This window comes from Rhodococcus sp. JCM 9793 (genome assembly GCF_055380405.1).
On record NZ_AP043721.1, the window covers coordinates 1,502,931 to 1,528,041 of the forward strand.

The window sequence follows — 25,111 nt, forward strand, 5'->3', positions numbered from 1 at the left end:
TCTCCTCCGCCCGGGTCGCCGGGGAGGCCAGGTGTCACACGCTCGACGTAGTCGGGAATCCCGCAGTCGGTCGGGCGGGCCTGCGCGCCGCGACTTCTTCGTCAGTGGCGTCATCCCCAGTTCGGTAAGAACTCACGTATTTGCGGCGTCTCGGGGAATGATGAAGGGCGCTCCAGATCGTGGGAGCGCCCTCTACCTGTTGAAACGCTGGAGCCGATGACGGGAATCGAACCCGCGTATTCAGCTTGGGAAGGTATTTCGGGGTTGAAACGTGTGTTCGAGCGGACTGCGCGGACCTCGCGGACGCCAGCTGAACACCGCAGCTCAAAGGCATGATCTCGTACGGTTCTGTCCGCCTTCGGTACGGTGCCGGTTCGCCGCCGGACGCCTGGGGTCGCGGCGTCTGCGCGGCGTCTCTCGTCGCTCCCTGAGACGCGAGGAGACCGGGTAACGTCGTCTCCGTTCGGGCCGAGGAGCGCCTGCGGCGCGGGACTGAACGAACGGACTCCCGGGAACGGGGCTCATGGGCTGGTGGCCCACACGACACCGCGCGGAGCGCGACCGAGTGACCAGAACCAGACTCAGGAGCAACGATGACCATTTCCCGGAGTTTCGACATTTCCCAGCCCATCGGCTATATCAACGGCATCGCCGTTATGCCCATCTTCGGCGCGGAGCGCGGTTACAACACTGAAGGCGACGTCCTCGTCAACGCCACCGCGGACGGCGTGGATCTCAATGCGATCTGGCGGGAGCAGATGGCCGCTCTCGCGATCTTCAACGAGGAACGCACCGCCCTGGCGCGACTGATGAGTTACCCGACGACTCAGGCCGCGGATGCCGTGCCGCAGTCGCTGGCCGGCAGTTCCTTCGAGCGAGCGTCTGAGTTCGGCGTCCCGCAGAGCAACCGTGTGCCGAGTGACGTGCTCAAGCTTGGTTACACCTTCGAGGACCACGACCTCGCCAGTCGCTACACGTGGAAGTTCCTCCGCGACAGCACCGCGGATCAGGTCGCCGCGATCTTCGCGGACGTGCTCGCCGCAGACAACAAGCTCGTCAACACAACGATCCTCAATCGCCTGTTCGACCCCGCGCCGGAAGTCAACGAGTTCGGTGCGACGTGCTACGGGCTGTACACCGGCGACGACGGCATCACCCCGCTTCCCTACCTCGGCAAGTCCTTCCCTTCGTCCACGACGCACTACCTCGCATCGGGCGCGTCCGTGATCGACAGCTCGGACGTCGAAACAGCGATCAAGGCCGTAACCACGAAGGGCTACGGGCGCCAGCCGGGCTCGAAGTTGCTGCTGCTCGTCAACCCGGAGGAAGGCGAACTGGTCCAGTCCTGGCGCGCAGGACAGGAGTCCCGGCCCAAGGAAGGCTCAGAGGCCGCTGGCCCCATCGCCAAGCACGATTTCATCCCCTCGGCGTCTGCTCCGGCCTATCTCATGCCCGAAAACATCGTCGGCGAGGTTGCTCCGGGCCAGTACGGCGGTCTGCCGGTCGTCGGCAGCTACGGCCCAGTGTGGGTGATCGAGTCTGAGTACATCCCGGCTGGCTATTTCACGGTTGTAGCCACCAGCGGCGCGGATTCCTCGAGCAACGTCATCGGTGTTCGCCAACATAAGAACCCGGCCTACCAGGGTCTGCGGATCATCCCTGGCGACCAGGCCCGCTACCCGCTTATCGACTCGTATGCGTCACGGTCCTTCGGGGTCGGCGTCCGCCATCGCGGCGCAGCCTTCGTCACCCAGATCACGACGAACTTCGAGTACACCCCGCCGTCGTTCGATTGGTGAGCAGAACTGCCCCTCAAGGAGGTGAGCTATGAATTTCGCATCCAAGGGCGCACACCAAGCCGAAGCAACGAAGGCGCGGCAGGTCCAAGCACGGGAACGTGCAAAAGCTCAGCGTCGCAATACCCGCGGACAATTCGCGCCGAGCCGCGCCGCACAGACTCCCGCGTCTCGCCCATGGCCGCAGGGTAGCGGAAGGACCGCACGTTGACTTGTCCGTGCCCTTCCGAGCGTCGTACGGATCGGTTGACTTGTCCCGGTCCGTGACGACGAAGTGACGTCCGCTCGGCGCCAGTAGTCCGCAGAACGACGTCGCCAACAACACCCCCGAGCGAGGTTTCCGGTTCACCGCTCGGGGGTGTTGTTGCACCTGCTGGTTGTGAACGAGTCATACGAGATATAGGGCCGTGTGTCCTATGCTACGCACGTGACACCTGAACTCATGCAAGCCCTCAGCGCAGTTGCCCAGGCAATATGGTCGATGCTTTACAAAATGCCTGCGGCGGCATGGGCCGCGCTCGCTGGTTGGGCGACTGCTGTAATCGCATTAGTTACGGTGATCGTTGCTGGTGTATATGCGCGCAAACAAGTTGAGGAAATGCGGCAGAGCCGTGAAGAACAAGCTCAACCCAATGTTGTGATTTTTGTCGAGCCGAATCGATCTTCTTGGAAAAGGCTAGATCTGGTAGTCAAGAACTTTGGAGTGACACCAGCATACAACGTGGTCATGGCTTTCGATCCTCCTCTGTGTATCAGTCCAAATCCTAACAAAGCGAACAGCTCGATTTCCCTATTGCGCTACCCGGAACGAATCTACATCCTCGCTCCAGGTCAGGAATGGCGCACGGTTTGGGATAATGCGGAGTGGCGATTCTTATGCGCGGGGATCGAGATGACTCATCGCGCATCTGTTAGTTATCAGGATAGTAAGGGTGAGAATTACAAAAACCCGGCAATCCTGGACTGGAATACATTTGCTCCGATGACGCGATTTCCAGCGAAGACCGTACACGACATTGCGGTTGAGTTGAAAAACCAAAACAAGCACTTGGATGATATGCGGGTTCGCCTCAAGAAAGTTGTTTCCCCCCACGGTGGCGTGTGGCTCGCTGGGGTCGTTTCAGACGAGGAGGAGGGCTATGAAGCAGTCCGAGAGGCTGTACGGCAGATGACTGGTGAGGGCGACGCAAGTTCTACCAGTACGACAGAAGGGTCAGAGAACGTTGGGTAGGGTAGATAGTATCGATTAATACGCACGGCCTCAACAGCTTTGAAGAAGATCGAAGTAGACGACTTCGGTACGTTTCCGGTACGCTTAGAGTCGCTCCGGTTCGCCGGAAGCGGAAGTTTGCCGGTGAGCGTTGAGAGACAACGACGCCCACATTACCAGGGACCTTGACGTCCAGAGATCCTCGCAAGTGTCTTGAAAAGAAGGCACGCACCAACGCGGCCTCTGGTGAGGATGGAAGTCCAATAGTCTGCCTGCCACCCTGGGGGACCTATTCGAGCGCGAAACGGCTAGCGCGAGGGTCTCCAAAATACTGACGCGGATACCAAACCGACAACATGTCGGGAGGTGTCCGCGCTTCGCGTTCTCCTCCCGCTGAAGCAGGAGGCCACAATGGGCAGGACCGTCCACAACCTCACGTCAGAAGTCGAGCGCGTGATGGAGATTCGCAACGCTCCCGCGTATGACCCCGACCTGCCGACGTTTGATCGGCCTGGTGTGGTTGCGCTTTGCACCGCTCGCGGGGTCACCGTCACCGAGCGCGCGGTGAAGTTCGCATCCATCGACGGTGACCTTGCCTCGCACAAGATCGCGGGCCGCCTGCGCTGGTCTGAGAACGATGTGCTCGCTTGGCTCCGCGGTACTCGTCGTGTTGGCACCAAGGGCGGTGCGGCATGAGCACTTGGAATCCAGACTTGCACGCTCAGGACTCGATTGGCCGCCGTCGGGGTGGACGACCTGAACCAGTAGGGGACTATGAGCGATCGGGCAGGTTTGCGGCGCACCCAGATGCCGCTCCGGACCCGAAGCGGGTTGCTGCACTGTGCGAATCGCTCGGGCTCCGCAAGGAGGGCGACACTCGGCCTGACCTGCGCGATGCGCGTCCTGCGAACCCGGTTGTGGATCAGTGGGAGGCCGCTGTGCGGCTCGCCGAAACCTTCTCACGGGGTCATCAGCGACTACAAAACCACGCGAGCCTGAATACCACGCTGGGTGAGTTCTTCCCGTACCAGGTTGCAGGACACCGAAGGACCGGTGGCGACGTACGCGGTGACGTCGCCGAGCAAGTGGCAAGTCCGCTGGAGACAACCGCGGCGCTCATCGGTGACGACCACACGGGCGCGCTCCACGTGAGGGTGTCAACTCGTGCGGAGGTTGCAGCAGTCGTGAGGGATCGGTTCGCGCTCTCCGATCCTACGGACACATGGTGCAGCTTTTGCCATGAGAAGTGCATCCCTCCCGAGGACTTGAAGTACCTTCTGCGGGGGCATTCGTTCTGGATCCTCGTGTCGCCCGCGTGTGAGCCGTGCCAAGACGAACTGGAGCTGAGCGCATCAAGCATCGGTGTCGAGTTGTGTTGGTTCGGCCCGTACGGCCACGCCTGACCTTTTGCACTCGTAAATCATTGCGCTAGAACGAGAAACGCCCTCTAGCCGCGCGATACGGTTAGAGGGCGTTCTTCTCAACTGCGCATTCCTGAGGTGCCAGCCTCAGTATCACCCAAACACTAAGGGGATCAACGTGTCTAATCCTACCGAACCCGCGTCCGCGAACGAGGCGAAACGCGTCGGCACACTCGGTAACCGTAAGCGATACAAGGACGCTGCGCTGGACTACTTGCGTCGCGGGTGGCTTTCGCCGCTTCCGCTGCCACCGGGTGTGAAATATCCGCCACCGTCGGGGTGGACGGGTGGCTCGGCACCGTACCCTGACCGTGCTCGGGTAAAGGGGTGGGTGACTGGCGAGCACTCTGATGGGAACCTTGCGCTGCGATTGAACGACAACGTGATTGCCATCGACGTTGACACCGGACATGAAAACAAGCAAGGTGCGGCGAACTTGACTGCATTCGAGCGGATGGTTGGAGCGACCTTCCCACGGACCTGGAGTTCGTCAGCCCGCGAGGACGGCAGCCGTCAGATGTTCTACCGAGTGCCTGAGGGATTGTTCTGGTTGAGTAGCCTTCCGACCATCGGGCCGGACGGTAGGGAAGTCCGCAAGAGTAGCGATGTCCAGGTGATCCATCCTTGGCACAGGTACTCGGTTGTATGGCCGAGCATTCATCCAGACACTGGAACTCAGTATCGCTGGCGCGATCCAGTGGGAAACGTCTCCCTGAATCCGCCAAGCGTGGAGGACCTTACGGAGTTGCCGAACGCTCTAATCGAAGCTCTCGCCGTCCCGGAACCGCAGGTCTCTGAGCGGGGAAGCGAGACGGCCGCACGGGGCCTTCTCGACGCGCTCGACCGCGAGCGGTCGGAGGGGCCTATGTCTCAGCGTGTTTCGGAGCGGCTCGTGAACTCGGTGAACGACTTGTCGCGGGGCGGTCGCCACGACGCCACGACAGGCAACGTCTTGGAGTTGGTCCGGCTGGGTGAGCAAGGCGATGCGGGCGTGAGTCTCGCGCTGACCGTGTTGCGCTCCGCGTTCGTTGACGCAATCCGTGAGCGGGCGAGTGAAATTGACGCTGCGCGCGAGTTCGACGCAATGGTGAACTCAGCAGCTCGTCGGGTCGTTGGCGAACCAAGCGTGGAGGGAATCGACACCACCTCGAAGCTGTGGCGTAAGGGGCTTCAGGTCGCTACGAAGGCCCTGGCGCCAGGTGGGTTGTGGCACCCCGACACGCCATATCCCGGCATTGACCGTGGTCAGCTCCGCGAACGGGGGTTGGTGGACGAATCCGGCGAAGTCGCCGTTGCAGCGGAGCGGTCGAGTTGGGTGCCGGTCGATATGTTCGCCGCGCTCGAAGGCGACGAGGAGGACGCCCCGAGCGTCTTGTCGCGGTCGGACGGTGTGCGGTTGTTCTACGCCGGCAAGGTCCACTCCGTCCACGGCGAGAGCGAGTCGGGAAAGTCGTGGCTTGTGCAATGTGCTGCGGCGGAGTGTCTGAATGAAGGTAAGCCAGTCCTCTACCTGGACTTTGAAGCGGACGCGAGGAGCGTGGGGAAGCGACTTCTCTTGTTGGGCGTACCCGCGGAGGTCCTGCGTGATCCGGCGATGTTCGCGTACGTCCAGCCCGAGAGTTCGTTGGACGCTCCGCAGGACCGCGAGGCGTTCGAGGCGTCGTTGTCTCGGTCGTTCGGTCTCGCGGTGGTGGACGGCGTAACCGACTCGATGGGCATCTTCGGCTACTCGGTGAACGAGAACGATGACGTGGCGAAGTGGCAACGTCAGCTACCGAAGTTGCTTGCTCGGAAGACGGGCGCGGCGGTGGTGTGCGTCGATCACGTCACCAAGGGATCGGACGGGCGTGGGCGCTACGCCATCGGCGGGCAGCACAAGATGGCTGGACTCGACGGAGCCGCCTTTATCGTGGAGGTCACGGAACCCTTCGCGCAAGGACTCGCAGGCAACGCGACCGTCCGTGTCGGGAAGGACCGACCGGGCCGAATCCGTGGGTTGGGGGTCGGATGGAGGACCTCCGACCGAACCCAGCTCATCGCCGAATTTCAGCTCGACTCGACCGACGATCAGCGCACCGAGTGGACGTTGGAAGCCCCAGACGCAACGGCGAGTAGCGACGCCGCCCCGCGGACCGGACAATCGGCGGTCTGTGAGCGTATTGAGCAGGTCCTGAGGGACCATCCGTTCGAGTTCACCAAGAGCCAGCTTGTGAAAGAAGTCGGCGGCAAGCGTGATGTGGCCTTCAACGCAATCGACCAGTTGCAGAGAGAGTTTCGGATTAAGAGTATGGATACGGCGAAGCTCGAAGGGGAGCGTGAGGTCGTGCGTGAGCGATGGGGCATGTGCGAAGCACCCGGCCGTATAGCCGTATCTGACTTGCGAAAGTAGCAGAATTTCAAGGTCTTTCGCGGTTCGGCTCGGGAACGGGTTCGGGAACTGGTTCGAACCCAGGTTTCGTGGGGTATTGAACCAGTTCCCAGGCCGGGAACTACTTCGGAACTACTTGAGCCTGGGCGTCGATAAACTGCCTGGTCAAACCGGGTTTCGAAGTAGTTCCCGACGCGGGGACTACTTGACACACCTGGTCCGCGGGGTCGCCGGGAACTCCGAAGGAGTTCCCGGCTACGACCCCCTAAGGAACTAGTTCGAAGGGAACTAGTTCGATCCGACCACGAAAAGACATGTAAGCAAGCAATCAAAGACGCACCGTCAGAGCTACTTTGACCACAAAGTAATCAGGAGGGTCCGCTTCCGGTCGGGTTGATAGCTCGGAATCGGTCGTTTCTGTCCGGTCGGCCCTCCCGCGTAGCGCGGGGCACATCATCGATTCATCAAATGTATTGGCGCACTAGTAGCGAACAGATCGGAGTGGGTATGTCCAGTTGGGGTGAGGAATCGCGGTATCGGGTCTACAGCCGTCGGGCGGACCAAGCCGCGGAGCTGAAGCTTGAGCGTGAACGTCGCCAACGGGAGCAGGCTGCGGCGAAGAGAGCGCGGACGTGGTGGAGCGAAGTGTGGGAGTCGATCCGGGTCGCAGACAAGGCCAACGCCCGCGACGACTTCCGCGTCCACCCCGCGACCTTCGGTGCGCTGGTCCCGTCTGGGGGTAGCGAACTTCCGTTGGACTGGTTCTGACAGCTGGCTCTGACCCCCGCGGGTCGTTCGGTTCGACGTCGTTCGCGGGGCCGGGCCTACTCGACACAGATTGCACACAGCTAGCGCCCAGTGTCACGGCCTATCGGCGTCGAGTCGGGGGTTCGGGCGAACGAAAGGTCTCAACGCCGCGGCGGGGCGATCAGCTATGTACCACGGTTTGTAGCGTCTCGCGTGAATTGTCGCTAGGTTCGGGGCGTAAGGCGTAAACGAAGGATTACGCCCCGAATGATGCAGGGAGAGAACGCATGTCGAGGATTCAAAGTCCAAGCGCGGAACGGAAACTGATGCTCGGATACGTTCGCGTGAGCACGGATGAACAGGCGCGGAGCGGTCTCGGGCTGGAAGCGCAGGAGGCCGCGCTCAAGGCAGAAGCCGAACGACGCGGGTGGGACCTGGTGATCTTCCGCGATGAAGGTGCGAGCGGAAAACAGGTCAACCCCGGCCTGCGGAAGGCGCTCGGTGAGCTTGCGGCGGGACTCGCGGACGGGCTGATCGTGGCGAGGATGGACCGGATCAGCCGGTCGCTCCTCCACGCGGTCGAGATTCTGGACCTGGCGAAGAACCAGGGGTGGGCGTTGGTCGTGCTGGACCTCGGGGTGGACCTCACGACTCCTGCGGGTCGTGCGTTGGCAGGGACGATGGCCGTCTTCGCGGAGTTCGAGCGTGAGCTGATCCGGGAACGGACTCGGGCCGCTGCGAGCGCGGCGAAGGCACGGGGCAAGAAGCTCGGGCGACCTCGGCAAGTCACTCAGGAAGTCGCGCGCCGCATCGTGGAGCTCCGCGACGCAGGCAAGAGCTACGACGCCATAGCGCGAGAGCTGGAGGGCGCGGGCGAGCTATCGCCCACCGGACGCCCGACCTGGCAGTCCTCAACGGTCCGCCGTATCTACAACTCCATCGAACTCGCGAAGGCGGCTGCGTGATGAGTGATTTCTGGTTCTGGATGGTCCTGGTCGTGATGCTGCTGACCTCGGGCGGCATCGCGGCGATCTTCGGCAACGACAAGCGCAAGTGAGGGAATTGACATGGCGAACGTCCGAAAGCTCACCCGGCCTGATGGCTCCCGCTTCTACCAAGTCCGCTGGCGCACGCCGGATGGCAAGCACCGCACCAAGGGTGGGTTGAGGTTCCGAACCCTCAAGGAGGCTGAGGGATTCGCGACTGACATGGAGCACGCGCAACGGCGCGGGTCCACCTTCGATCCGAAGGCGGGTGAGGTCACGTTCCGCGTAGCGGCAGGGGAGTGGTTGGAGTCCCGCCACGACCTCAAGCCCCGGACCAAGGCGGGGTACGAGTACGCGCTCGCTCCCTTTGATAAGCATCGGGGCGACGCTCGAGACCTCTGTATCGACGCGACGTTCGGCGGGTACCCACTGAACAGAATCACCCGGCCCTACATCTCCGAATGGGTCCAGAAGATGACCGCAGCGGGTAAGAGGCCGTCCACGGTCCGACACGCCTACTTCCTGGTTCGGATGGTCTTGGAACAGGCTGTGGTCGATGGACGGCTAGCGAGCAACCCCGCGGAGTACGTGCGGTTGCCGAGCGAACGGAGCGCGGATGGTGGTACTCCGGGTGTCGTGGATGACCCCGACCAGTTCCTCACCGCGACTCAGGTTTCCGTGCTCGTGGACGCGACGCCGTGGCCCTACAACGTTATGGTTCATCTCGCGGCGTGGTCGGGACTTCGGGCGGCTGAACTCGCGGGCCTCCAGGTAGGTGACGTGGAGTTGCCGGCCAAGATGATCAACCCCAACGTCGCCCCAAAGCCAGGACTCCTACGGGTAGACCGAACGGTCATGGTGATCGACGGGGTGCTGAGCTACGACACTCCGAAGACCAAGGGTTCCCGTCGTCGCGTCCCGTTGACACCCGCGACCGTAGGAATACTGCGGGAGTACCTGGCAGCCCACCCCCGTGGCGATGAAGTGGGTGCACCGCTGTTCCCCGCGTCGGTCCTCGTCGCGGCGAAGCCGACCGGGAAGAAGGCGACGGACGAGCACGGGCGACGGATCGTGCCGAAGGCGGAAGAGGTGCTCGCGGCGCTCCCGGTGAAGGAGGCGGAAGCGCGGCTGACCCTCGACTGGAGCACCCCGCTTCGGCACCCGTCGTTCTACAAGTCGGTGTATCGGCCTGCGGTGCTCCGAGCGAACCGGCTCACGCCCGACGCGGGCCTACCGCCCACGCTGAAGTTCCACGCGCTCCGCCATACCTACGCGAGCTTGTGTGTCGCAGCGGGCCTCCAGCCGCTCGCGATTGCGCGGTTCATGGGCCATTCGAAGGTCACGACCACGCTCAGCGTCTACGCGCACCTCTTCGAGGACGACCACGCCGACGCGATGGCCGCGCTCGGAGCGATGGCTGGACCGCCCGAGCGCGGCGACAACGTTGTGCCAATTAGGCGGGAGGGTTAGTCAAGGGAAGGAATGGGTTCCCAGGTCGTTTCCGAGCCGGGAACGTGAATGAATTCAGGTCGGCGTCCGCGGTTGACCAACTTGAATTCAGGTCCATGATCGAATAACCTTGCCCAAATTCCTCGTCCTACTCGAACTTTGCGTCGTTTTCCGTTTGTCAGAAGGTCGAGGCAACCCCACCACTCATACATGTCGACGTCTTCGTCGCTAGCAGCATTTATGATCAGGTTGAATTTAGCTGACTCGCCAGGGGCAAGCTGAAAGTCGAATGGACTTGCTGGTGCGCCCCCCATTTCAACATAGGTTGCTCTGGGTTGTGTGGTGTGTAGGTCCACTTGTATTCGGCGAAACTCCATTGACGCGCCGCCGACACCTTTGATGACTACGGATCCAGGAGGCAGATACTGTTTCTTTGCCTTTACGCGAAAGGCGTTTACGACTACATGTGAGTTTTCCCGTGCCGTGATAGTTACATCGTAATTGCAGTGCAACGCTGGGAAGCCTCCCAGGTTTGCCGCCCAACTCCCCATTTCGATTGCGAATCCTGAGGGGGGTGGAGGGAGGTCATCATGGCTCTTAGGTATGAATTGTGGAAAAGTAATCCAGTCATAGTCCAGATTGGCAAAGATGACCCGAGGGTCGGTTTCGATATGTACGTAGACGGGTGACTGACGAGAGATTCGACGCCATATAGGTTTCCAGAACTTGAAAGAGAAAATGGCCGTGAGTATTACGGTTACAACAGCTCCGACTACGGAACCGAGTAGCCATTCGGGCGTCTGCGAAAACAGGGAGGGGTCGCTAGTATCGATCAGGTCCTCGGTGCCGGGTGCATTCGTGCTGCTCGGCGGAGTATTCTGATATATTTGGATTCGCATTACAGGCTAGATCGGCGGATTTACGCGGTATAAGAAGGTAACAGATGCATCCGAACCGCCGTTTCGCTGATACTTGCTTGAATTTCTAACAAAGGCGGTCAATCTCTGATTCTCGCCGACGTGATCCTCGCTGACTTTCCACTCAAAAGTGGTGTTTGCGCCAAATGCGGTACCCAGTTCTACGGGTATCCGCGGATAGTGGTCACTTTGTAGGCTGAACGTCCACGTAAGTTCACGAGATTTGGGGTCTGTGGCAGAGCACTCAAACGAAATTGTCTGTCCAACGGAGACGCGCGGAATAGTCGCTTGTCGGTCGTTGTTGTCCGTGATCTGTTCACCGAACGAGTCCCGGACATAGTTGATGGATGCGTAGAATGCATCAGGTCCGTTCGACGAGCTCCTGTAAAGGGACAAGAGGTTTTGAATTTGTCCGGCTACGCCAGCCAGTAGATGCCTTTCGAACGGAGCTACTGGACGGGCGTGAGCAATCGTATTTCTGATGCTGAGCATCGTCTTGAGGTGTGTTTCCGTGCGCTTCTTATCCTGCAGGATGGGCTGTACAGCATCCCAGTGTTTGAGGATTAGGGTTTGGAGGTGATAGGCCTCGGTGTAGTCGAGGAGGTCTTGACTAACGGCCACACCGTCCCGCCGCTTGTCCTCTTCGGTTCGCTTCGCTTCTAAAGCTGCGAGTTTGTCCGCGGTGAAGTCGCTCGTCCACTGATCGCCGATTCCCGTGCGGACAACTTCCCGAAGCGCTGTCTCCGCAGCAACGAGTTCGTTGTATGGGTCTATCTCCCGCGCGGGCGGAAGAACCTCGTCCTTTTCAATCGGTGCTTCGACGCCGAGATACTGAGCGAGGCTGAATAAGTCTTCGTCATCCGCGGCGAGGAGGCATTCCGCCACAGTCGGGTCGGATTCATGTGTCGGCAACTGCCCAACGTTGAATGTCTTCATCGTTAGGTTGCCCTCTTCCCACCCGCGGATTTTTTCGATGGCTTCGCGCAGTTCCAGCACGAATCGCAGCCGTACGCCCTTATCCATGCTCCCTCTCGATCTGTCTGGGGCAGTAGTGAGTAGCTCAACGGTGATCTTTGCACATCCGTGCCGAGGCCTTCGCCCTCCTCTCGCGGCGTATCCGCGGCGTCTCCGGGAATGAAGAAGGGCGCTCCCGTGAATGGGAACGCCCTCTACCTGTTGAAATGATGGAGCCGATGACGGGAATCGAACCCGCGTATTCAGCTTGGGAAGCTGATGTTCTACCATTGAACTACATCGGCACGCTGGGCTTTTGCCGATTCTCACCGGCTCCGGCCCACGCTGGAGCAAACTTTAGCAGACTCTCCGAGCGCCACCGCACACCGCTACACCAGCGCGCGTCCGGTCTTGATCCGCCACCGCATGTCGGCCAGGAGTAGTCGGTACGGCGCTTCGCGGACCGCAATCGGAAGTTGCTTGTTGACCTTGCCGATTGCGCGCATGATGCGGTCGAATCGGCGTTGGTCGCGGGGTGTCCACGACAGCAGCATCTCGTCGCGGAACCGTTGCGGCAGGAACCCTGCGGTGAAGAACATGTTGATCGGTCCCGCCACCAGCGACACGGGCTTGGGTAGGAACTCCATCCGCGCGATGGAGAGCAGATGTTCGCGGATGACGTCGTCGATCCGAACCTTGGCGAGACTGTCGTTCCAGTACTCCTCGAACAGTTCGCGGTCGGCCGGCCACATGTCGGGTTTGACCTGAAGGGTCGTGCCGAAAGTCGCGCCGCGCTGATAGAAGTAGTCGATGGCGTGTGCGGGGATCGGCCCGTACAGCGCGCGGTGAACGTCCTCGAAGCCACGGTAGATGCACGCGGCGACCCAGAGCTGGAGTTCTGGATCGAACGCGTTGTATTCGACCGGGCTTGCCCCCGTCGAGCGCACCTGTGCGTGTGCCTTGTTCACGCCGTTGCGGAAGAGTCGCTTCTCGTCGTCGGTGCCTTTCGCGGCGACGGCGAGGTAGCTGAGCGTGGTGCGGCTGCGCTTGTACGGGTGATCGAAGAGACGACCCGACTCGACGCGGCTTTCGTAGACGCCGTATCCGACACCCGGCCACGACAACTGCATGATGATGTTCGCGGCACCTGCGGCGAGGCCGATGCCGTCCATCGCGTCGTCGAGACCTGCGGGTTTTTCGATCGTTGTCATCTCGAGTTCCCTTCCTGGCGCTAATTGACTACGACTGTACTCAGATGTAAGTCGGGCGTAAAGGACTGTTGCTGAGATGATGGGCAGCATGGCGACAGGACGGATCTACGGTGGACGCGCGGGCGAGGAACGATTGGCCGACCGAAGGGCCAAGCTGATCGACGCCGGTCTCGACCTGCTCGGCGCCGCCGACGGCGAACCGACGCTGTCCGTCCGCGGAGTCTGCAAACGCGCCGGCCTCGCATCGCGCTACTTCTACGAGAGCTTCGCCGACCGCGACGAACTCACCGGCGCGGTGTACGACTACGTGGTCCAGCGCATCGCCGAAAGCACACTCGCGGCGATCGCCGAGGCGCCACGCGAAGATCGTGCGGTCGTCCGAGCCTGCGTCGGGAACATCGTGCACGAGATCGCGGAGGACCCCCGGCTCGGTCGCATGCTGTTCTCCGTGAGTCAGGCCAACCCCCAGCTCGCGAAGCGTCGACTCGAGTCCACCCGCATGTTCGCGGGTCTGGTGATGATGCAGGCCGAAAACTTCTACGAGGTCAAACCCAGCCCGCGCCTCGATCTCGCCGCCCACTATGTCGTCGGTGGTCTCGCACAGGCGCTCACCTCGTGGCTCGACGAAACCGTACCGTTGAGCCAGGAGGAGGTCGTCGAGGAATGCACCGAACTGCTCGTCGCGATGGCCGCCCATCTGAACAGGGCCTGAGGCCGCGCGAGCGAGGTTGTTAACCTCTACCCGTGCTGCTCTCCGATCGCGACATCCGCGCCCAGATCGCCTCCGGACATCTGGGGATCGATCCCTACGACCCGGACCTGGTGCAGCCGTCGAGCGTCGATGTGCGCCTGGACAGTCTGTTCCGCGTCTTCAACAACACCCGCTACACCCACATCGACCCAGCAAAACAGCAGGACGAGCTCACCTCGCTGGTGGAGGTTCCCCGGAACGAGTCATTCGTGCTGCACCCGGGGGAGTTCGTCCTCGGGTCGACGATGGAACGGTGCTCGCTGCCGTCGGATCTCGCAGGACGGCTCGAGGGCAAGTCGTCTCTCGGGCGCCTCGGTCTGCTCACACACTCGACGGCCGGCTTCATCGACCCGGGCTTCGACGGGCACATCACCCTCGAACTGTCGAACGTCGCGAACCTGCCGATCACGTTGTGGCCGGGGATGAAGATCGGTCAGCTGTGCCTGTTCCGGTTGACGAGCCCCGCCGAGCATCCGTATGGCAGCGCGAAGGTGGGATCGAAGTACCAGGGGCAGCGCGGGCCGACGCCGTCGAAGGCGTACCTGAATTTCGTGCACGAGCATCCCGACGCGCGTCCCAGCTGAATCGGACAGCATCGGCGCACGCGTCGGTTACGGTCAGTGGATGCGCCTTGCAGTGCTCGTCGCTTGCCTGCTGTTGGTGGCATCGTGTGCGCAGGACACCTCCCCGCGACCGTCCCCTCCGGAGTCGCTATCGCAGGTCGCGGTCGCCGGCGACGACCTTCTGCTCGACGGCCGACCGTGGTGGCCCACCGGCATGAACGCCTATCAGCTGGCCACCGACTGGTCGCTCAACGAGGGATGCGGAGCGCAGGTCGACCTGGACGACTTCTTCGCCTCGTTGCCCCCGAATTCGCTGACGCGCTTCGACGCGTTCCAATCGCACGCCATCCATCGGGACACCGGGACGGTCGATTTCACAGCGATCGACGCAGTGTTCGATGCGGCCGCACGTCACAATCAGCTCGTCGTGCCGGTGCTGGCGCCACAGGACAGCGATTGCGACGCGGGTGGATACAAACAGCGCGATTGGTATGTCGACGGTTGGCGGCAGGTCCAGGACGGGCACTCGCTGAGCTACGAGGATTGGCTGACGAAGTCCGTAGAACGCTGGCGTGATTCACCCGCACTCGCCATGTGGGAACTGCTCGGAGAGCCCGAGGCGGCCATGTGTCCGGACGGCGACTGCTCACTCGAGCGACGGCAGTGCCCTCCCGATGCGGCCATCATCCTGAGGAGGTGGACCGACGAAGCGGGGCGCATCGTGCGCGACAACGACCGAGATCACCCGATCACTTTGGGGACGATCGGCGGAAATCAATGTGGCACTGCAGGAGACGGATTCGTGATCGTGGTGGGGTCTCCGTCCGTCGACGTCGCGCAGTACCACGACTACGACGACGGCCGATTCCTCGCGCTGCGTCTGGCGGAGACCGACAAGCCGATGCTCGTCGGGGAGGTCGGGATCGAGGCCGGAAGCTGCCGCACACTGGATGAACGTGCCGATATCGTCGACGAAAGGCTCACCCACTACCGGGAACTCGGGACGGCGGGGGCGCTGATGTGGGCGTACGTGCCCGACCCCCGTCCCACGGACTGCAGTTTCGATATAGGTCCCGACGATCCGCTGCGGCAGGTCCTCGCTCGACACACGACGCCCGGATGAGCGGTGATTGTCAGCTGTTGACCCGCCAGAGCCGCCACGTCGGCTGGTTGTCGCCGTCGTTGGGTATCTCCAGTTCGAGAGTGGCGATTTCACTGCCGGTTTCGAAGATCGTCGGGTAGCGCCGGTTGACGGCGTCGGATGTTCCTCGTCCCTCGTTGGGCACGGTGAGGATATATCGGACCCCGAACCGGGCCGGGTGGTTCAGTATCTCGGTGAAGTCGGCGTCGGACGGGACGACGTAGGTGTCGGGCCTGTCGGTCGCGGTGATGACGGCGAATCCGTACACGGTGTCCATGAGCACCGACCCGGCGGGCAGGTTCTGATCGTCGAGGTGTTGCGCGAGCCTACGTTCGGTGGAAAACGACGCCACCACCCGCTCCTGCTGTATCCGCAGCTCCGACGTGGGCTGGGAGGCGGGAAACAACACGGTACGCAAGGCGTGCTGTTCCTGCGACAGGTTCGGGTCGAGCATTGCCACGAATGTGATCGGCAGACCCAGCGCGAGCAGCGCAGCACCGAGCGGAGCGAGACCGCGGTCGTCGGTGCGACGAGGAACGGCGTGCGCGCCCGGTCTGCGCGACCCGAACTGCCCGCGGCGTGGCGCCAGTTGGATGACCCATACGGCAAGAAGTGGTACCGCACACAGGTAGAAGCGTAGGAATGGAAAAGTCATGCCGCGCAGGTACGAAACCGCGGCAAAGGCGAGCACCGCCCCGAACACGACGAAGGGAACGAGGGGCTCGAGATCGCGGCGCCGCCACGCGAGCACCGCCACGACGGGAATCAACAGCGGCAGCGCCGGCCCCAGCACAGCCACTTCGGCAACAGAGAACGCTATCGCGGACAGTCCATCTGTCGATCCGCCACCGCTCTGCTCGAGAATTGCTGCGTTGCCGTACGACGACGAGAACTGTGCGAGCGCGTCGCCCGTGATGAGCCAGCTGGTCGCAGCGAACACGACAAACGACAGCACGATCGGCGACGCGAACAGGATCCCGTCGAGAATCGGCGGGTGCCCGCTGCGCGGGGTCGAGGTGCGAGTCCGCCACCGGGCGACGATCATCACGAACACCGTGGCGGCGCCCCCGACAGCGAGTGCGTCGTAGCGCGCCAGGTATGCGATGCCGATGGCGACACCGGCGAAGGCCAGGTCGTGAACGTCGTCGGTACTGGACCAGCGGATCAGCCGACGGACCGCCCAGCACAGCAACATCAGGAAGGGTGCCTCACTCATCCCGTTCGCGCCGTAATAGACGATCATCGGATTGAGGGCGAACAGTACCGTCACCGTCCACACGAGCCACGTCGCGCACCCCCGGTCACAGGCCAGTTTGTGGACCTGCACGACCGCGCCCGCCATGAACGGCGCCGACATTGTGACGGCGGTGATTCCGAAGCGCGTGAGGTCGGGGAACCATCCCGACAACGCGACCAGCGGAAGTTGGCCGATCGCCGTGAGTGGAGTGAACACGAATCCGATGGCCGCAAGGTGCGGGTCGCGGGAGAAAAACACCGTTCGTGCAGCAGAAACCCGGCTCAGTGAATCGCCCTGGTAATACCGGACTTCGAGGGCCAACCACAGGCCTACCGCGACGTAGAGCGCGCACGTCGCCCAGAACACCCGCGCTGCCCGGGGTGTCATGAGGTCAGCCCATGGAAGGTCTTCTCCCAGTAGGAGGGATTGCGGATCAGCTGATATGTGCCCTTGATGGCTGCGATCGACATGAGCAGCCAGTAGATCGGCACCGTCAGGCACGGCCACCACAACGCCGAATTCGATGTTTCCCGGCATGCGATCAGATTCATGTAGAGCACGGCGGCATTGCCGAACACCAGCGATATCAGAGCCGGAAAGTACACGTACGCCGGGAAGATCTCCTCGATGATGTGAGGCTGCCCGAGAAGCCACGAGACGGTGGTCAGCCAGAACACCATGTTCAGGCACGCGATGATCGGTGTTCCGGCAAGCAGCGTGGTGAAGCGCAGCATCCCGACGGTACCGATGGCCCGCCACAGCCGGACGGGGCGGCGCATGTGCACGAGCCAGGTCTGGAGGTAGCCCTTGTACCAGCGGGATCGCTGCCGGACCCAGTTGATCGGGTCGCTGTTGGCCTCTTCGAGAGTAGTGGAATCGAGAACTGCGGTGCGGTAACCGGACTCTGCGATACGAACACCGAGGTCGGCGTCCTCTGTCACGTTGTACGGGTCCCACGCCCCGATGTCGTCGAACACGGTGCGCCGGATGTGGTTGGAGGTGCCGCCCAGCGGAATCGGCGAGTGTGAGGACATCAGCCCGGGCAGGATGAAGTTGAACCACAGGGCGTAGTCGGCGGTGAACCATCCGGTGAGCATGTTCTGCGAACCGTTGTGGAAGGCCAATTTCGCCTGGACACAGGCGACGTCGTCACCGACGCGGTCGAACGCGACGATCACCCGCCGCAGTTGCAGGGGGTCCGGAAGGTCCTCGGCGTCGAAGATGGTGACGATCTCGCCAGTGGTGAAGTGCAGCCCGTAGTTGCAGGCCTTGGGTTTGGTGCGCGGGTCCGCGGCGGGCACTTTCAGGATCTCTACGCTCGCCCCCAATCCGGCGGCTTCGGCCGCTTCGATGGTGACGGCGTCGTCCTCTTCGAGCAACAGCAGTACCTGAAGTTTGTCGTCGGGATAGTCGAGCGCGTCCATCGCCGCGACGAGGTCACCCACGACCTCCGGCTCGTTGTAGGCGGGTACCAGCACCGTGTACGGGGGGAGTTGGTCGTCGGTGAGCGCGAGGGCTTCTTCGTCGCTGACAATCAGCAACGCATCACGGGCAAGGCCTCGGGAGAACAGTAGGAGCCGGTCGGCGAGGGTCGCGATGTAACCGAGCGTGCACACGGTGGTCACGACGATCAGCGCGGGTTTCGTCACGACGACGAGTGCCACCACGAGGGTCGCAAGCAGCGACAGTCCGATCCATTTCTGCACCGGGGTGAACGCGACCGAGGCCGACGACACCGGGCTACGCTCGCGCAGCCCGAACACCGCGTCGTGCAGTGCCGCGCGCGTGTATTCGTCGTGCGCTTCGGTTCCTTCCGGAGGCACGACGGGCCGCGTGCTCACACTCCTCGCCATTGTGTCTCCACCAGGTCACGTCCGATCTCGGTGAGCATTTCCCGATCCTTGTCCTCGGGGGCGGTGTCGGACACCGCGGCATTGCCGCGAAGCAGGACCCTCAGGAGGGTACGGATGTTGGCGACCGAGTTCGGTTCGGGTTGCGGAAATTCGGCATCGAATTCGTGGTTGTCGACGGTCAGCAGACTGACGCGCTGCGCCACGTCGTCGGCGCGGGTCCACACGAAGCTGAGGAGGTTCCAGGTGACCAGCAAGTCGTCGTCGACGACCGTGAAGTACTCCGCGGTGACGCCGTGTCCGAGATCGATATAGCTCTTCGCGCTCACGCGCGCGCTGCCGATGTTGTACATCGTCTGCGTGGGATAGACCTCGAGCACACCGGAGCGCCGGACCTGCAGGGTCTGTAGGGCGACGGTGCGCGGGCGGAGTAACGCGTCCCAGTCGGCGCGGGAGTCGTCGGCGCGGATCGTCTGACGTCGGAGGAGTGCGGTGTTCCCGAAATAGGATCGGGGCCAGTCGTAGTCGACCGAATTGATCTGATTCCATCCGCGCGGAACCGCCTGTGTGATGGTGCCGGACGGAGGGGGCCCGGGGGAGACCGGCGTGAGTCCTTGGTCGGGAAGCGGCACGAATGCGAGTGCGAGCGAGACCGGGACGATGTACAGGGCAGCGCTGGCCGCCTGCGCCGGTTTGACCGGGTTCGGTGGTAGCGCGCGCGGAGCCGGTCCGCGGAATCGGAGCAGGTACGCGCCGGCGCCGACGAGCAGTGCGGCCAATGTGGGGGCGTACTGGAAGAGGCCGATCGGTGCGCCGGGCTGGAGCACGGAGATCGCTGTCAGGGCAGCGACTCCGATCGTGAAGGTGAGGACGCCGACGATGAGGCCCCGTGTGTGCGAGGTACGTGTCGCGAGGCCGGCGGCCGCAGCTGCGAGGAGCAGCGTCAGTATCCCCGCGGCGAACTTCGTGCCACCCAGTTGGACCAGGAGCAGTCGGTACAGGATCGGCGAGGTGAGGAAAAGCATCAGCCATGCGAGCCAGTACCTCGAGGTGGTGCGCAGCCCGAACATCGCCACGCAGGCCCCGCATACGAACACCCATGCGGCCAGGACATCCAGGTGCATGAGCTGGTAAGTGGGGGCATATCGGGGCATCAGTAGTGCTTTGATCGCGAGCGACACCGCAAACAGGAGGGTGGCAACGATCGTGTCCGTCTGCCTGTCGTGGATCGGCAGTTCGTTTCTGCGCCGGTGGGTGATGCCGACCGCCACGAGTGCGGCGAGTGGGGGAACGATCAGTACGAAACCACCGGTTGTGCCTGCCCGGAGCTCGTAGAAGAGCTTGAGCCAAGTCGAGTGGAACGCGACGAGTGTCGCCGCGACGATCATTACCCATCGGACGGACGTGCGGACGAACGGATACGCCGCGCCTCGCCGGGGCGGCGTGAGTGTCGTCGTCACGACCGTCACCGAGGCCTCTGCCGGTTACGGCGCAGCACCATCAGTACCGTTCCCCCGGCGACGCCGACGGCGACGAGCACTCCGACACCCACGACTGTCCAGACCACGGGCGCAGACATCCCTTCCTCGGGCGCTGCAAGGACGTCCCCACGAGGGTCGGAGAGCGTGACGGGGTCGCGACCGTCGGTGGTGAACAGCACGTGTCCGGTGAGATCGGGCCACCGTTCGGGGTCGGCGGCCAGCCAAGTCAGAGTGCGGTCGAGTTCTGCGGGTACCCCGGTGGACGTGGCGACGAGGACGGTGCGGTCGTTGTCGCGGATCACCTGCATGGACGCGTAGGAGACTTCCGTGCCGAATGTCAGACTCGTGGACGCGCCTTCCGCGCCGGCCAGCTCGAAACGACGGTCCTCGGTCCGAGTGAGTCGTAACGGCAGGTCGTCGGGAAGGCTCCCGTCGGCCGCGACGATCACTGCGGGTCTCGGCGATCCCAGGACCTCGTCCAAGGGCACCCATTCGGTGTCGAGCTGTGCCGGGCTCAACGACTGCAGGCCGGCGATGATGTCGACGGCGCGTGCCGTGTCGACGATCCCGGTGCCGGTCGCGGCGACGTCGACCTGCGGCATGAGTGTCTGGGGGAGCGATGCGAACCCGTCCGGTGCGGGTGGGTCGGCGATCGTGCTGGAGACGTGGGTATCGCCATCGACCATCAGGGTGACCGGATGCTCGATTCCGCACTGGCGCTGACCTCCGGTGGTGCGGAGCGAGACCGTCAATTCGGTGGATCGTTGCATGGCTGTTGCGGGAACGGTGATGGTGCGGTCGATGATGCCGCTGGAATCGGCAGCCCACGAATCGAGGACGGTATCACCTGCCCCGACCGTGAGGAGTCCGCCTTCGGTGTCGGGAAGTGGTGTGTACGACCCTGCCAGGTCGAGTTCAAGGTTGCCGACCGGCCGCCCGAACCGCGCCTGGTCGAGATACAGCCTGACTTCGGCGACTCCCACCGACGTCGTTGTCTGCCCGCCGATACCGAGGTCGTCGAGGGTGGTGATGTCGCGGCTGAGTTGGGGAGGTGCGGTGATCGTTCCCACGGAGACCTCGGTGGAGACTGCCAGGTCGGACAGCAGTGACGTGAGGATGCGGGCCTGGGTCGCGAGGCCTTCCCTGTCGCCCCGCAGGTACAGGGCGGGTGGGCCACCTGGAACAGCCCCCAGTTCGGTGCCCCTGGCGGCATCGTCGGTTTCGGTGACCACGATCTGTCGAACGAAAGGGTTCTCCGCGGCCGGAGGGATGCCGTTCGGCGGAGTCTCGCGGACCTCGACGGCCGGTGGGTGTCCGGTGTAGCGGGCGGTGACCGAGGCGGTGAGGCCGATCGCGGTATCGGATTCGACGGCGCTGGGTTCCGCGGGCAGATACACGTCGAGCCGCTCGAGGACGGGGGGAAGGAAGTCTGCAACCACGGTCGGGTCGGCAGGTGTTCCCGCGTAGCGGACCACTCCGTCGCGGAGGGTGATCGATCGGGTGTCCCAATCCTCGGGACAGATGTTGTCCACGGCGTAGAGGTTCAGCCGCAGCGATACCACCGCCTGCCGGTTCTCGACCTCCGCTGCACCGAGTGGGAGTGAGACGGGCACGGCGGTATCCTCCGGTCGAATGTCGACCCGCCCCAGGAGGCGTCCGTCGGATTCGATGTCGATCGAGCCGCGCGCGACGTTCGCGGGCAACTCGATCGTGGCGTCAAGGGCTTCCGGTCGAAGCCCGTCGGGGACAGGCACGGTGAGCGTGACGATGTCCGAGTGGCCGCGGAACCCGATCGCGTCGCCGAAGCCGAGCCGTTCGATACCGACCGTCTCGGTGCCGGGCGCGGGCGAGTCTCTCGCCGTGTCCGATTCCGGGGTGGCCGGGTCCTGTGCGAACGCGAGACTTGGGGCAGCGCAGAGAGTCATCGTCGCCATCACGGTCGCGAGGGCGAGGCGCATGAGGAACCCGCTGGTGTTGTCAGCCGTCACAAGTGCCACCCAAGCAGACCGGCGCGCGGTCCGCTGTGCGAGTGAGCGATCTTGTTTCCGGTTGGTGACCCGGTTTCGGGCACTCCACGCAGACCGGGCGTCGTACCTACCCGATCGGATAGTTTCTCGGCAATACTCGCGAGTAGCAATCTTGGTCGATAGACTCGAAATCGCGTCGTCCTCCTGTCCCCCCTGCGAGGACGACCACGCGGGTCGGTAACCCCCCATCTCCGGCCCGCGTCGAAGCCCCGCCGATCCCCACCACGATCGGCGGGGCTTCCTTCTTTCGCGATAATCTCGCCTCCATGACCGCTACCGGGCCTCGCGTGACCATCGCCTACTGCACCCAATGTCAGTGGCTGCTGCGTGCGGGGTGGATGGCGCAGGAATTGCTCAACACCTTCGGTACCGACCTCTCCGAGGTTGCGCTCGTGCCGGGGACCGGGGGAGTCTTCCATGTCGAGGTCGATGGCATCGAGGTGTGGGACCGTAAGGCGGACGGTGGATTTCCTGACATCGTCACTCTCAAGCAGCGCGTACGCGACATCGTGGACCCCGCGCGCGACCTCGGGCACGCCGATCGCAAGTAGCGTTCGCAAGTTCGAACGTATGATCGAGTAGTGAAGCTGTATCGCGTGGCATCCGGATGGGCCGAGCCCGCACCCTCGCGCTGCCCGAACGGCCACGCGCTCGGTGCGAACAGGGTGCTGGTGGGTTCGCAGGTGTGCGAATGCGGCGACAGGCATCGCACGCACGCCTGCCGGGAGTGCGACGCAGTCGTCTACACGCCGCCGATGGGGCCGAGGTGTCGTCTTCGCGCATTCGACGAACGATGATGCTATTCAGTGCACGCGAGTGAGCAGATTGTTCTATGGTCGAACGGCAGTCGTCGCCAGAGGTCGATTCGGAGTCGGGGAGGTTCTGGACCGGGCCGCTGCGCAGGTCTTCGGGGAGACCGGGCGGCTGGTAGGGGAGCCCCGCCGGCGAATTGAGGGGAGGAGCCGGCGGGGCCCTGAACTGCATCTCCTGTGTCGGGGAGGACTTCCAGGAAGAAGCGTCGCGTCAAGGCGACGGGCGCCACTGTATGGGAGCGTGGCCGACCCCGTCCACTTCCGATGCCGAAATGATATTTAGCACCATAACCATTCGTGCTTGCATCATCGGCGCGAACAACTGAGCCAGTCGTTCAGCTGTGTTTCCATTCCCGTTACCTACAGCGAAGTTGCCCATACAACTCGGTGGGCCACTGTCTGTGGCGTGACGACGCGCAACGGCTACCACAAGATCGCCGGCGAACTGGCCGACGAGATCGCACAGCTGGAACCGGGCACCAAACTCGCGAGCGAGCACGAGCTGATGGCACGGTTCGGCGTGGGACGGGCATCTGCCCGCTCGGCGGTCCAAGAGCTCGAGCGTCGCGGACTCGTCCGCAGGCTCCGCGGCTCGGGCACCTACGTCAACCGCCGCATCGACTACGTCGTGTCCAAGGAGAAGCGGCCGTCGTGGCACCGCACCGTCGAAGCGGCCGGAGCAGTTCCGCGCTCGGCGGTGCTGCTGTCGGAGATCCGGCCGATCCCCGCACACCACGCGCAGCAGCTCGGCGTCGTTCCCGGCACCCCCGCGCACTACATGCGTCGCCTGCGCTACGTCGACGACCACGTGGCCGCGTTGGGTGAGGAATGGGTGACATGCGAGGCGATCGCCGAACTCGGCTCCGCCATGCGTGTCGAGGAGTCGCTCGACGAACTCCTGCGCCAGATGGGCAGATTCGATGTGGTGCGGTCGTGGTGCCGCACCGCTATGGAACTGCCGTCCCCGGAGACGAGCAAAGTCCTCGAGATGTCCTACGTCGCCCCGGTGTGGGTCATCGAGAGCATCAACCGCGACGCCGAGACCGGCGTTGCCGTCACTTACAGCACCGCGTGGATGCGCGCCGACATGATCCGAGTGGTCATGGAGATCGGCGAACAGACTCCCGTATCGAAACCCGTGAAGGAAGACCGATGACGCCCCACACCTACAGCAGGGAGCGGCTCGCCGAGCTGCTCGCCGTGGCACCCGAACAGGATCTGGTGGGCACAGCCGACGTGTGCCTGGCCGACGGTGCGCCACTGACTGTCCTGACCACCCCGGAGATCGGGTGCATCGCGACCCAGGTTCGTGAACCGATCGGCCATGTCCGCTTCTTCCTCGGCAACGTCCTGGCGTGCCACGCGGAAGTGCGGCTCGACGGCACCCGCGGCTGGGCCATGCGCATGGGCGACGACCGCGCCGCGGTACTCGCCGCCGCCGTGTGTGACGCCGAGGTCGCCGCGGGCCGCCCGAACTCCGGCCACGTGCTCGACCTGTGCGCTCGCATGGAAGCCGAGCTCGGTCGCGCCGACGCCGAGGAATGGTCGCACATCGCCCCCACCATCGTTCAATTCGAGGAGCTGACGTGACCACCGCCGCCACCGACAAGGTCATCGGGATCGGTCTCGATCCCGTTGCTGCACAGCAGGTCTACCGCGCGATGCTCCAGGCGTTCAGTCGTCCGGGCCTGCCGCAGGCGTTGCCGTCGACGGACTTCCCACCCGCGCTGCTGCCCGCGCTCGCCCTCGCCGACCTGGAGACCGGTGTCGCCGTGCTCGAAGACGGCTCCGACTGGCGCGAGGTGCTCACGGTCGCGACCGGCGCCCCCGTTGCGGCCCTCGGCCAGGCGAAATACGTCACCGCACTTCGTCCCATCGCCACCGATGAACTGCTTTCTGCCACACGCGGAACCGCGCTGTCGCCGGAATCTGCCGCGATCGTGATCTGCTCGGTTCCGTCCCTCGACGGCGGAACATCCGCCGAAATTTCCGGTCCCGGCGTGAACGGCACCGAAATCATCGCCCCGCTCGGATTCCCCGACGCGCTGCGCAGCGCCCGCAACGACGCCGTCGCCGACTTTCCCGCCGGCATCGACATTCTGCTGGTCGCAGACGACGGCACCGTTCTCGGGTTGTCGCGCACCACTCGTATGAGCACCCCGCGTTCGAGCACCGCACAGGAGAACTGAC

At 63.3% G+C, this 25,111-nt stretch carries 20 protein-coding genes and 1 tRNA gene; 14 read left to right on the top strand and 7 right to left on the bottom strand.

Annotated features, from left to right (window positions below; translation table 11 throughout):
- The first annotated feature begins 593 nt into the window (after positions 1-593).
- The 7 genes from ACZ46K_RS09255 to ACZ46K_RS09285 all read left to right on the top strand — a co-directional run bounded on the left by ACZ46K_RS09255 (position 594) and on the right by ACZ46K_RS09285 (position 9,998).
- On the top strand, positions 594-1,799 hold the full coding sequence (locus ACZ46K_RS09255) for a hypothetical protein (protein ID WP_464747795.1): 1,206 nt from the start codon (positions 594-596) through the stop codon (positions 1,797-1,799).
- A gap of 424 nt (positions 1,800-2,223) precedes the next feature.
- Positions 2,224-3,027 carry a hypothetical protein gene (locus ACZ46K_RS09260; RefSeq protein WP_464747797.1) on the top strand — a complete coding sequence of 268 codons (804 nt, stop codon included), beginning with the start codon at positions 2,224-2,226 and terminating at the stop codon, positions 3,025-3,027.
- 390 nt (positions 3,028-3,417) lie between these two features.
- Positions 3,418-3,702 carry a hypothetical protein gene (locus ACZ46K_RS09265; RefSeq protein WP_464747799.1) on the top strand — a complete coding sequence of 95 codons (285 nt, stop codon included), beginning with the start codon at positions 3,418-3,420 and terminating at the stop codon, positions 3,700-3,702.
- An 843-nt stretch (positions 3,703-4,545) separates the two neighbouring features.
- Positions 4,546-6,816, top strand: coding sequence for a bifunctional DNA primase/polymerase (locus ACZ46K_RS09270; protein ID WP_464747801.1), 2,271 nt, complete (start codon positions 4,546-4,548; stop codon positions 6,814-6,816).
- Between the two features lie 486 nt (positions 6,817-7,302).
- A complete protein-coding gene (locus tag ACZ46K_RS09275) occupies positions 7,303-7,563 on the top strand; it encodes a hypothetical protein (RefSeq protein ID WP_464747803.1) in 261 nt (86 codons plus the stop codon).
- A 305-nt stretch (positions 7,564-7,868) separates the two neighbouring features.
- A complete protein-coding gene (locus tag ACZ46K_RS09280) occupies positions 7,869-8,507 on the top strand; it encodes a recombinase family protein (RefSeq protein WP_054805277.1) in 639 nt (212 codons plus the stop codon).
- 102 nt (positions 8,508-8,609) lie between these two features.
- Positions 8,610-9,998, top strand: a complete 1,389-nt coding sequence (locus ACZ46K_RS09285; protein WP_054805285.1) for a tyrosine-type recombinase/integrase — start codon at positions 8,610-8,612, stop codon at positions 9,996-9,998.
- Between the two features lie 884 nt (positions 9,999-10,882).
- Here the strand turns inward: ACZ46K_RS09285 and ACZ46K_RS09290 are convergent.
- From ACZ46K_RS09290 to ACZ46K_RS09300, 3 genes are all read right to left on the bottom strand, one after another.
- The gene (locus ACZ46K_RS09290; protein ID WP_464747808.1) at positions 10,883-11,917 is read right to left on the bottom strand and encodes a hypothetical protein; all 1,035 of its coding nucleotides are present in this window, start codon (positions 11,915-11,917) and stop codon (positions 10,883-10,885) included.
- Between the two features lie 162 nt (positions 11,918-12,079).
- Positions 12,080-12,153: transfer RNA gene (locus tag ACZ46K_RS09295), tRNA-Gly, on the bottom strand.
- An 84-nt stretch (positions 12,154-12,237) separates the two neighbouring features.
- Complete coding sequence (locus ACZ46K_RS09300; RefSeq protein ID WP_054805280.1) at positions 12,238-13,059, bottom strand: oxygenase MpaB family protein; 822 nt, start codon at positions 13,057-13,059, stop codon at positions 12,238-12,240.
- 88 nt (positions 13,060-13,147) lie between these two features.
- Here ACZ46K_RS09300 and ACZ46K_RS09305 point away from each other — a divergent pair, with 88 nt between their 5' ends.
- From ACZ46K_RS09305 to ACZ46K_RS09315, 3 genes are read left to right on the top strand one after another with little or no spacing between them, the layout of a single operon-like run.
- On the top strand, positions 13,148-13,771 hold the full coding sequence (locus ACZ46K_RS09305) for a hypothetical protein (protein WP_054805286.1): 624 nt from the start codon (positions 13,148-13,150) through the stop codon (positions 13,769-13,771).
- Positions 13,772-13,803: 32 nt separating this feature from the next.
- The gene (gene dcd, locus ACZ46K_RS09310) at positions 13,804-14,394 is read left to right on the top strand and encodes a dCTP deaminase (RefSeq protein WP_054719007.1); all 591 of its coding nucleotides are present in this window, start codon (positions 13,804-13,806) and stop codon (positions 14,392-14,394) included.
- Positions 14,395-14,434: 40 nt separating this feature from the next.
- Positions 14,435-15,496 (top strand): glycoside hydrolase 5 family protein, encoded by a 1,062-nt coding sequence (locus ACZ46K_RS09315; protein ID WP_464747811.1) that lies wholly within the window; start codon positions 14,435-14,437, stop codon positions 15,494-15,496.
- Positions 15,497-15,506: 10 nt separating this feature from the next.
- Here the strand turns inward: ACZ46K_RS09315 and ACZ46K_RS09320 are convergent, their stop codons facing one another.
- Genes ACZ46K_RS09320 through ACZ46K_RS09335 form a run of 4 tightly spaced genes read right to left on the bottom strand, consistent with a single transcriptional unit; the run spans position 15,507 to position 22,070 of the window.
- Entirely contained in the window at positions 15,507-17,138 is a 1,632-nt protein-coding gene (locus ACZ46K_RS09320) for an ArnT family glycosyltransferase (RefSeq protein WP_464747813.1), read from the bottom strand.
- The gene (locus tag ACZ46K_RS09325) at positions 17,135-18,604 is read right to left on the bottom strand and encodes a glycosyltransferase (protein ID WP_464747815.1); all 1,470 of its coding nucleotides are present in this window, start codon (positions 18,602-18,604) and stop codon (positions 17,135-17,137) included. Before ACZ46K_RS09325 ends, ACZ46K_RS09320 begins: the two co-directional genes overlap by 4 nt.
- Entirely contained in the window at positions 18,589-20,061 is a 1,473-nt protein-coding gene (locus tag ACZ46K_RS09330; RefSeq protein ID WP_464747817.1) for a hypothetical protein, read from the bottom strand. Before ACZ46K_RS09330 ends, ACZ46K_RS09325 begins: the two co-directional genes overlap by 16 nt.
- Positions 20,062-20,066: 5 nt before the next feature.
- Positions 20,067-22,070 (bottom strand): hypothetical protein, encoded by a 2,004-nt coding sequence (locus ACZ46K_RS09335; protein ID WP_464747819.1) that lies wholly within the window; start codon positions 22,068-22,070, stop codon positions 20,067-20,069.
- A gap of 305 nt (positions 22,071-22,375) precedes the next feature.
- On the opposite strand from ACZ46K_RS09335, the gene ACZ46K_RS09340 reads away from it, so the two are divergent.
- The 4 genes from ACZ46K_RS09340 to phnH all read left to right on the top strand — a co-directional run bounded on the left by ACZ46K_RS09340 (position 22,376) and on the right by phnH (position 25,110).
- Entirely contained in the window at positions 22,376-22,660 is a 285-nt protein-coding gene (locus ACZ46K_RS09340) for an Rdx family protein (protein ID WP_054805281.1), read from the top strand.
- A 667-nt stretch (positions 22,661-23,327) separates the two neighbouring features.
- Complete coding sequence (locus ACZ46K_RS09345; protein WP_054809686.1) at positions 23,328-24,077, top strand: GntR family transcriptional regulator; 750 nt, start codon at positions 23,328-23,330, stop codon at positions 24,075-24,077.
- Entirely contained in the window at positions 24,074-24,511 is a 438-nt protein-coding gene (locus ACZ46K_RS09350; RefSeq protein ID WP_464747821.1) for a phosphonate C-P lyase system protein PhnG, read from the top strand. The genes ACZ46K_RS09345 and ACZ46K_RS09350 overlap by 4 nt, the downstream gene beginning before the upstream one ends.
- The gene (gene phnH / locus ACZ46K_RS09355; RefSeq protein WP_464747824.1) at positions 24,508-25,110 is read left to right on the top strand and encodes a phosphonate C-P lyase system protein PhnH; all 603 of its coding nucleotides are present in this window, start codon (positions 24,508-24,510) and stop codon (positions 25,108-25,110) included. The genes ACZ46K_RS09350 and phnH overlap by 4 nt, the downstream gene beginning before the upstream one ends.
- Position 25,111: the final 1 nt, after the last annotated feature.

Bases quoted from the DNA above. Each gene is read 5' to 3' on its own strand.
- ACZ46K_RS09255 (WP_464747795.1), top strand. From the start codon at position 594: ATGACCATTTCCCGGAGTTTCGACATTTCCCAGCCCATCGGCTATATC.
- ACZ46K_RS09265 (WP_464747799.1), top strand. From the start codon at position 3,418: ATGGGCAGGACCGTCCACAACCTCACGTCAGAAGTCGAGCGCGTGATG.
- ACZ46K_RS09275 (WP_464747803.1), top strand. From the start codon at position 7,303: ATGTCCAGTTGGGGTGAGGAATCGCGGTATCGGGTCTACAGCCGTCGG.
- ACZ46K_RS09280 (WP_054805277.1), top strand. From the start codon at position 7,869: ATGCTCGGATACGTTCGCGTGAGCACGGATGAACAGGCGCGGAGCGGT.
- ACZ46K_RS09285 (WP_054805285.1), top strand. From the start codon at position 8,610: ATGGCGAACGTCCGAAAGCTCACCCGGCCTGATGGCTCCCGCTTCTAC.
- ACZ46K_RS09290 (WP_464747808.1), bottom strand. From the start codon at position 11,917: ATGGATAAGGGCGTACGGCTGCGATTCGTGCTGGAACTGCGCGAAGCC.
- ACZ46K_RS09300 (WP_054805280.1), bottom strand. From the start codon at position 13,059: ATGACAACGATCGAAAAACCCGCAGGTCTCGACGACGCGATGGACGGC.
- ACZ46K_RS09305 (WP_054805286.1), top strand. From the start codon at position 13,148: ATGGCGACAGGACGGATCTACGGTGGACGCGCGGGCGAGGAACGATTG.
- ACZ46K_RS09315 (WP_464747811.1), top strand. From the start codon at position 14,435: ATGCGCCTTGCAGTGCTCGTCGCTTGCCTGCTGTTGGTGGCATCGTGT.
- ACZ46K_RS09320 (WP_464747813.1), bottom strand. From the start codon at position 17,138: ATGACACCCCGGGCAGCGCGGGTGTTCTGGGCGACGTGCGCGCTCTAC.
- ACZ46K_RS09325 (WP_464747815.1), bottom strand. From the start codon at position 18,604: ATGGCGAGGAGTGTGAGCACGCGGCCCGTCGTGCCTCCGGAAGGAACC.
- ACZ46K_RS09340 (WP_054805281.1), top strand. From the start codon at position 22,376: ATGACCGCTACCGGGCCTCGCGTGACCATCGCCTACTGCACCCAATGT.
- ACZ46K_RS09350 (WP_464747821.1), top strand. From the start codon at position 24,074: ATGACGCCCCACACCTACAGCAGGGAGCGGCTCGCCGAGCTGCTCGCC.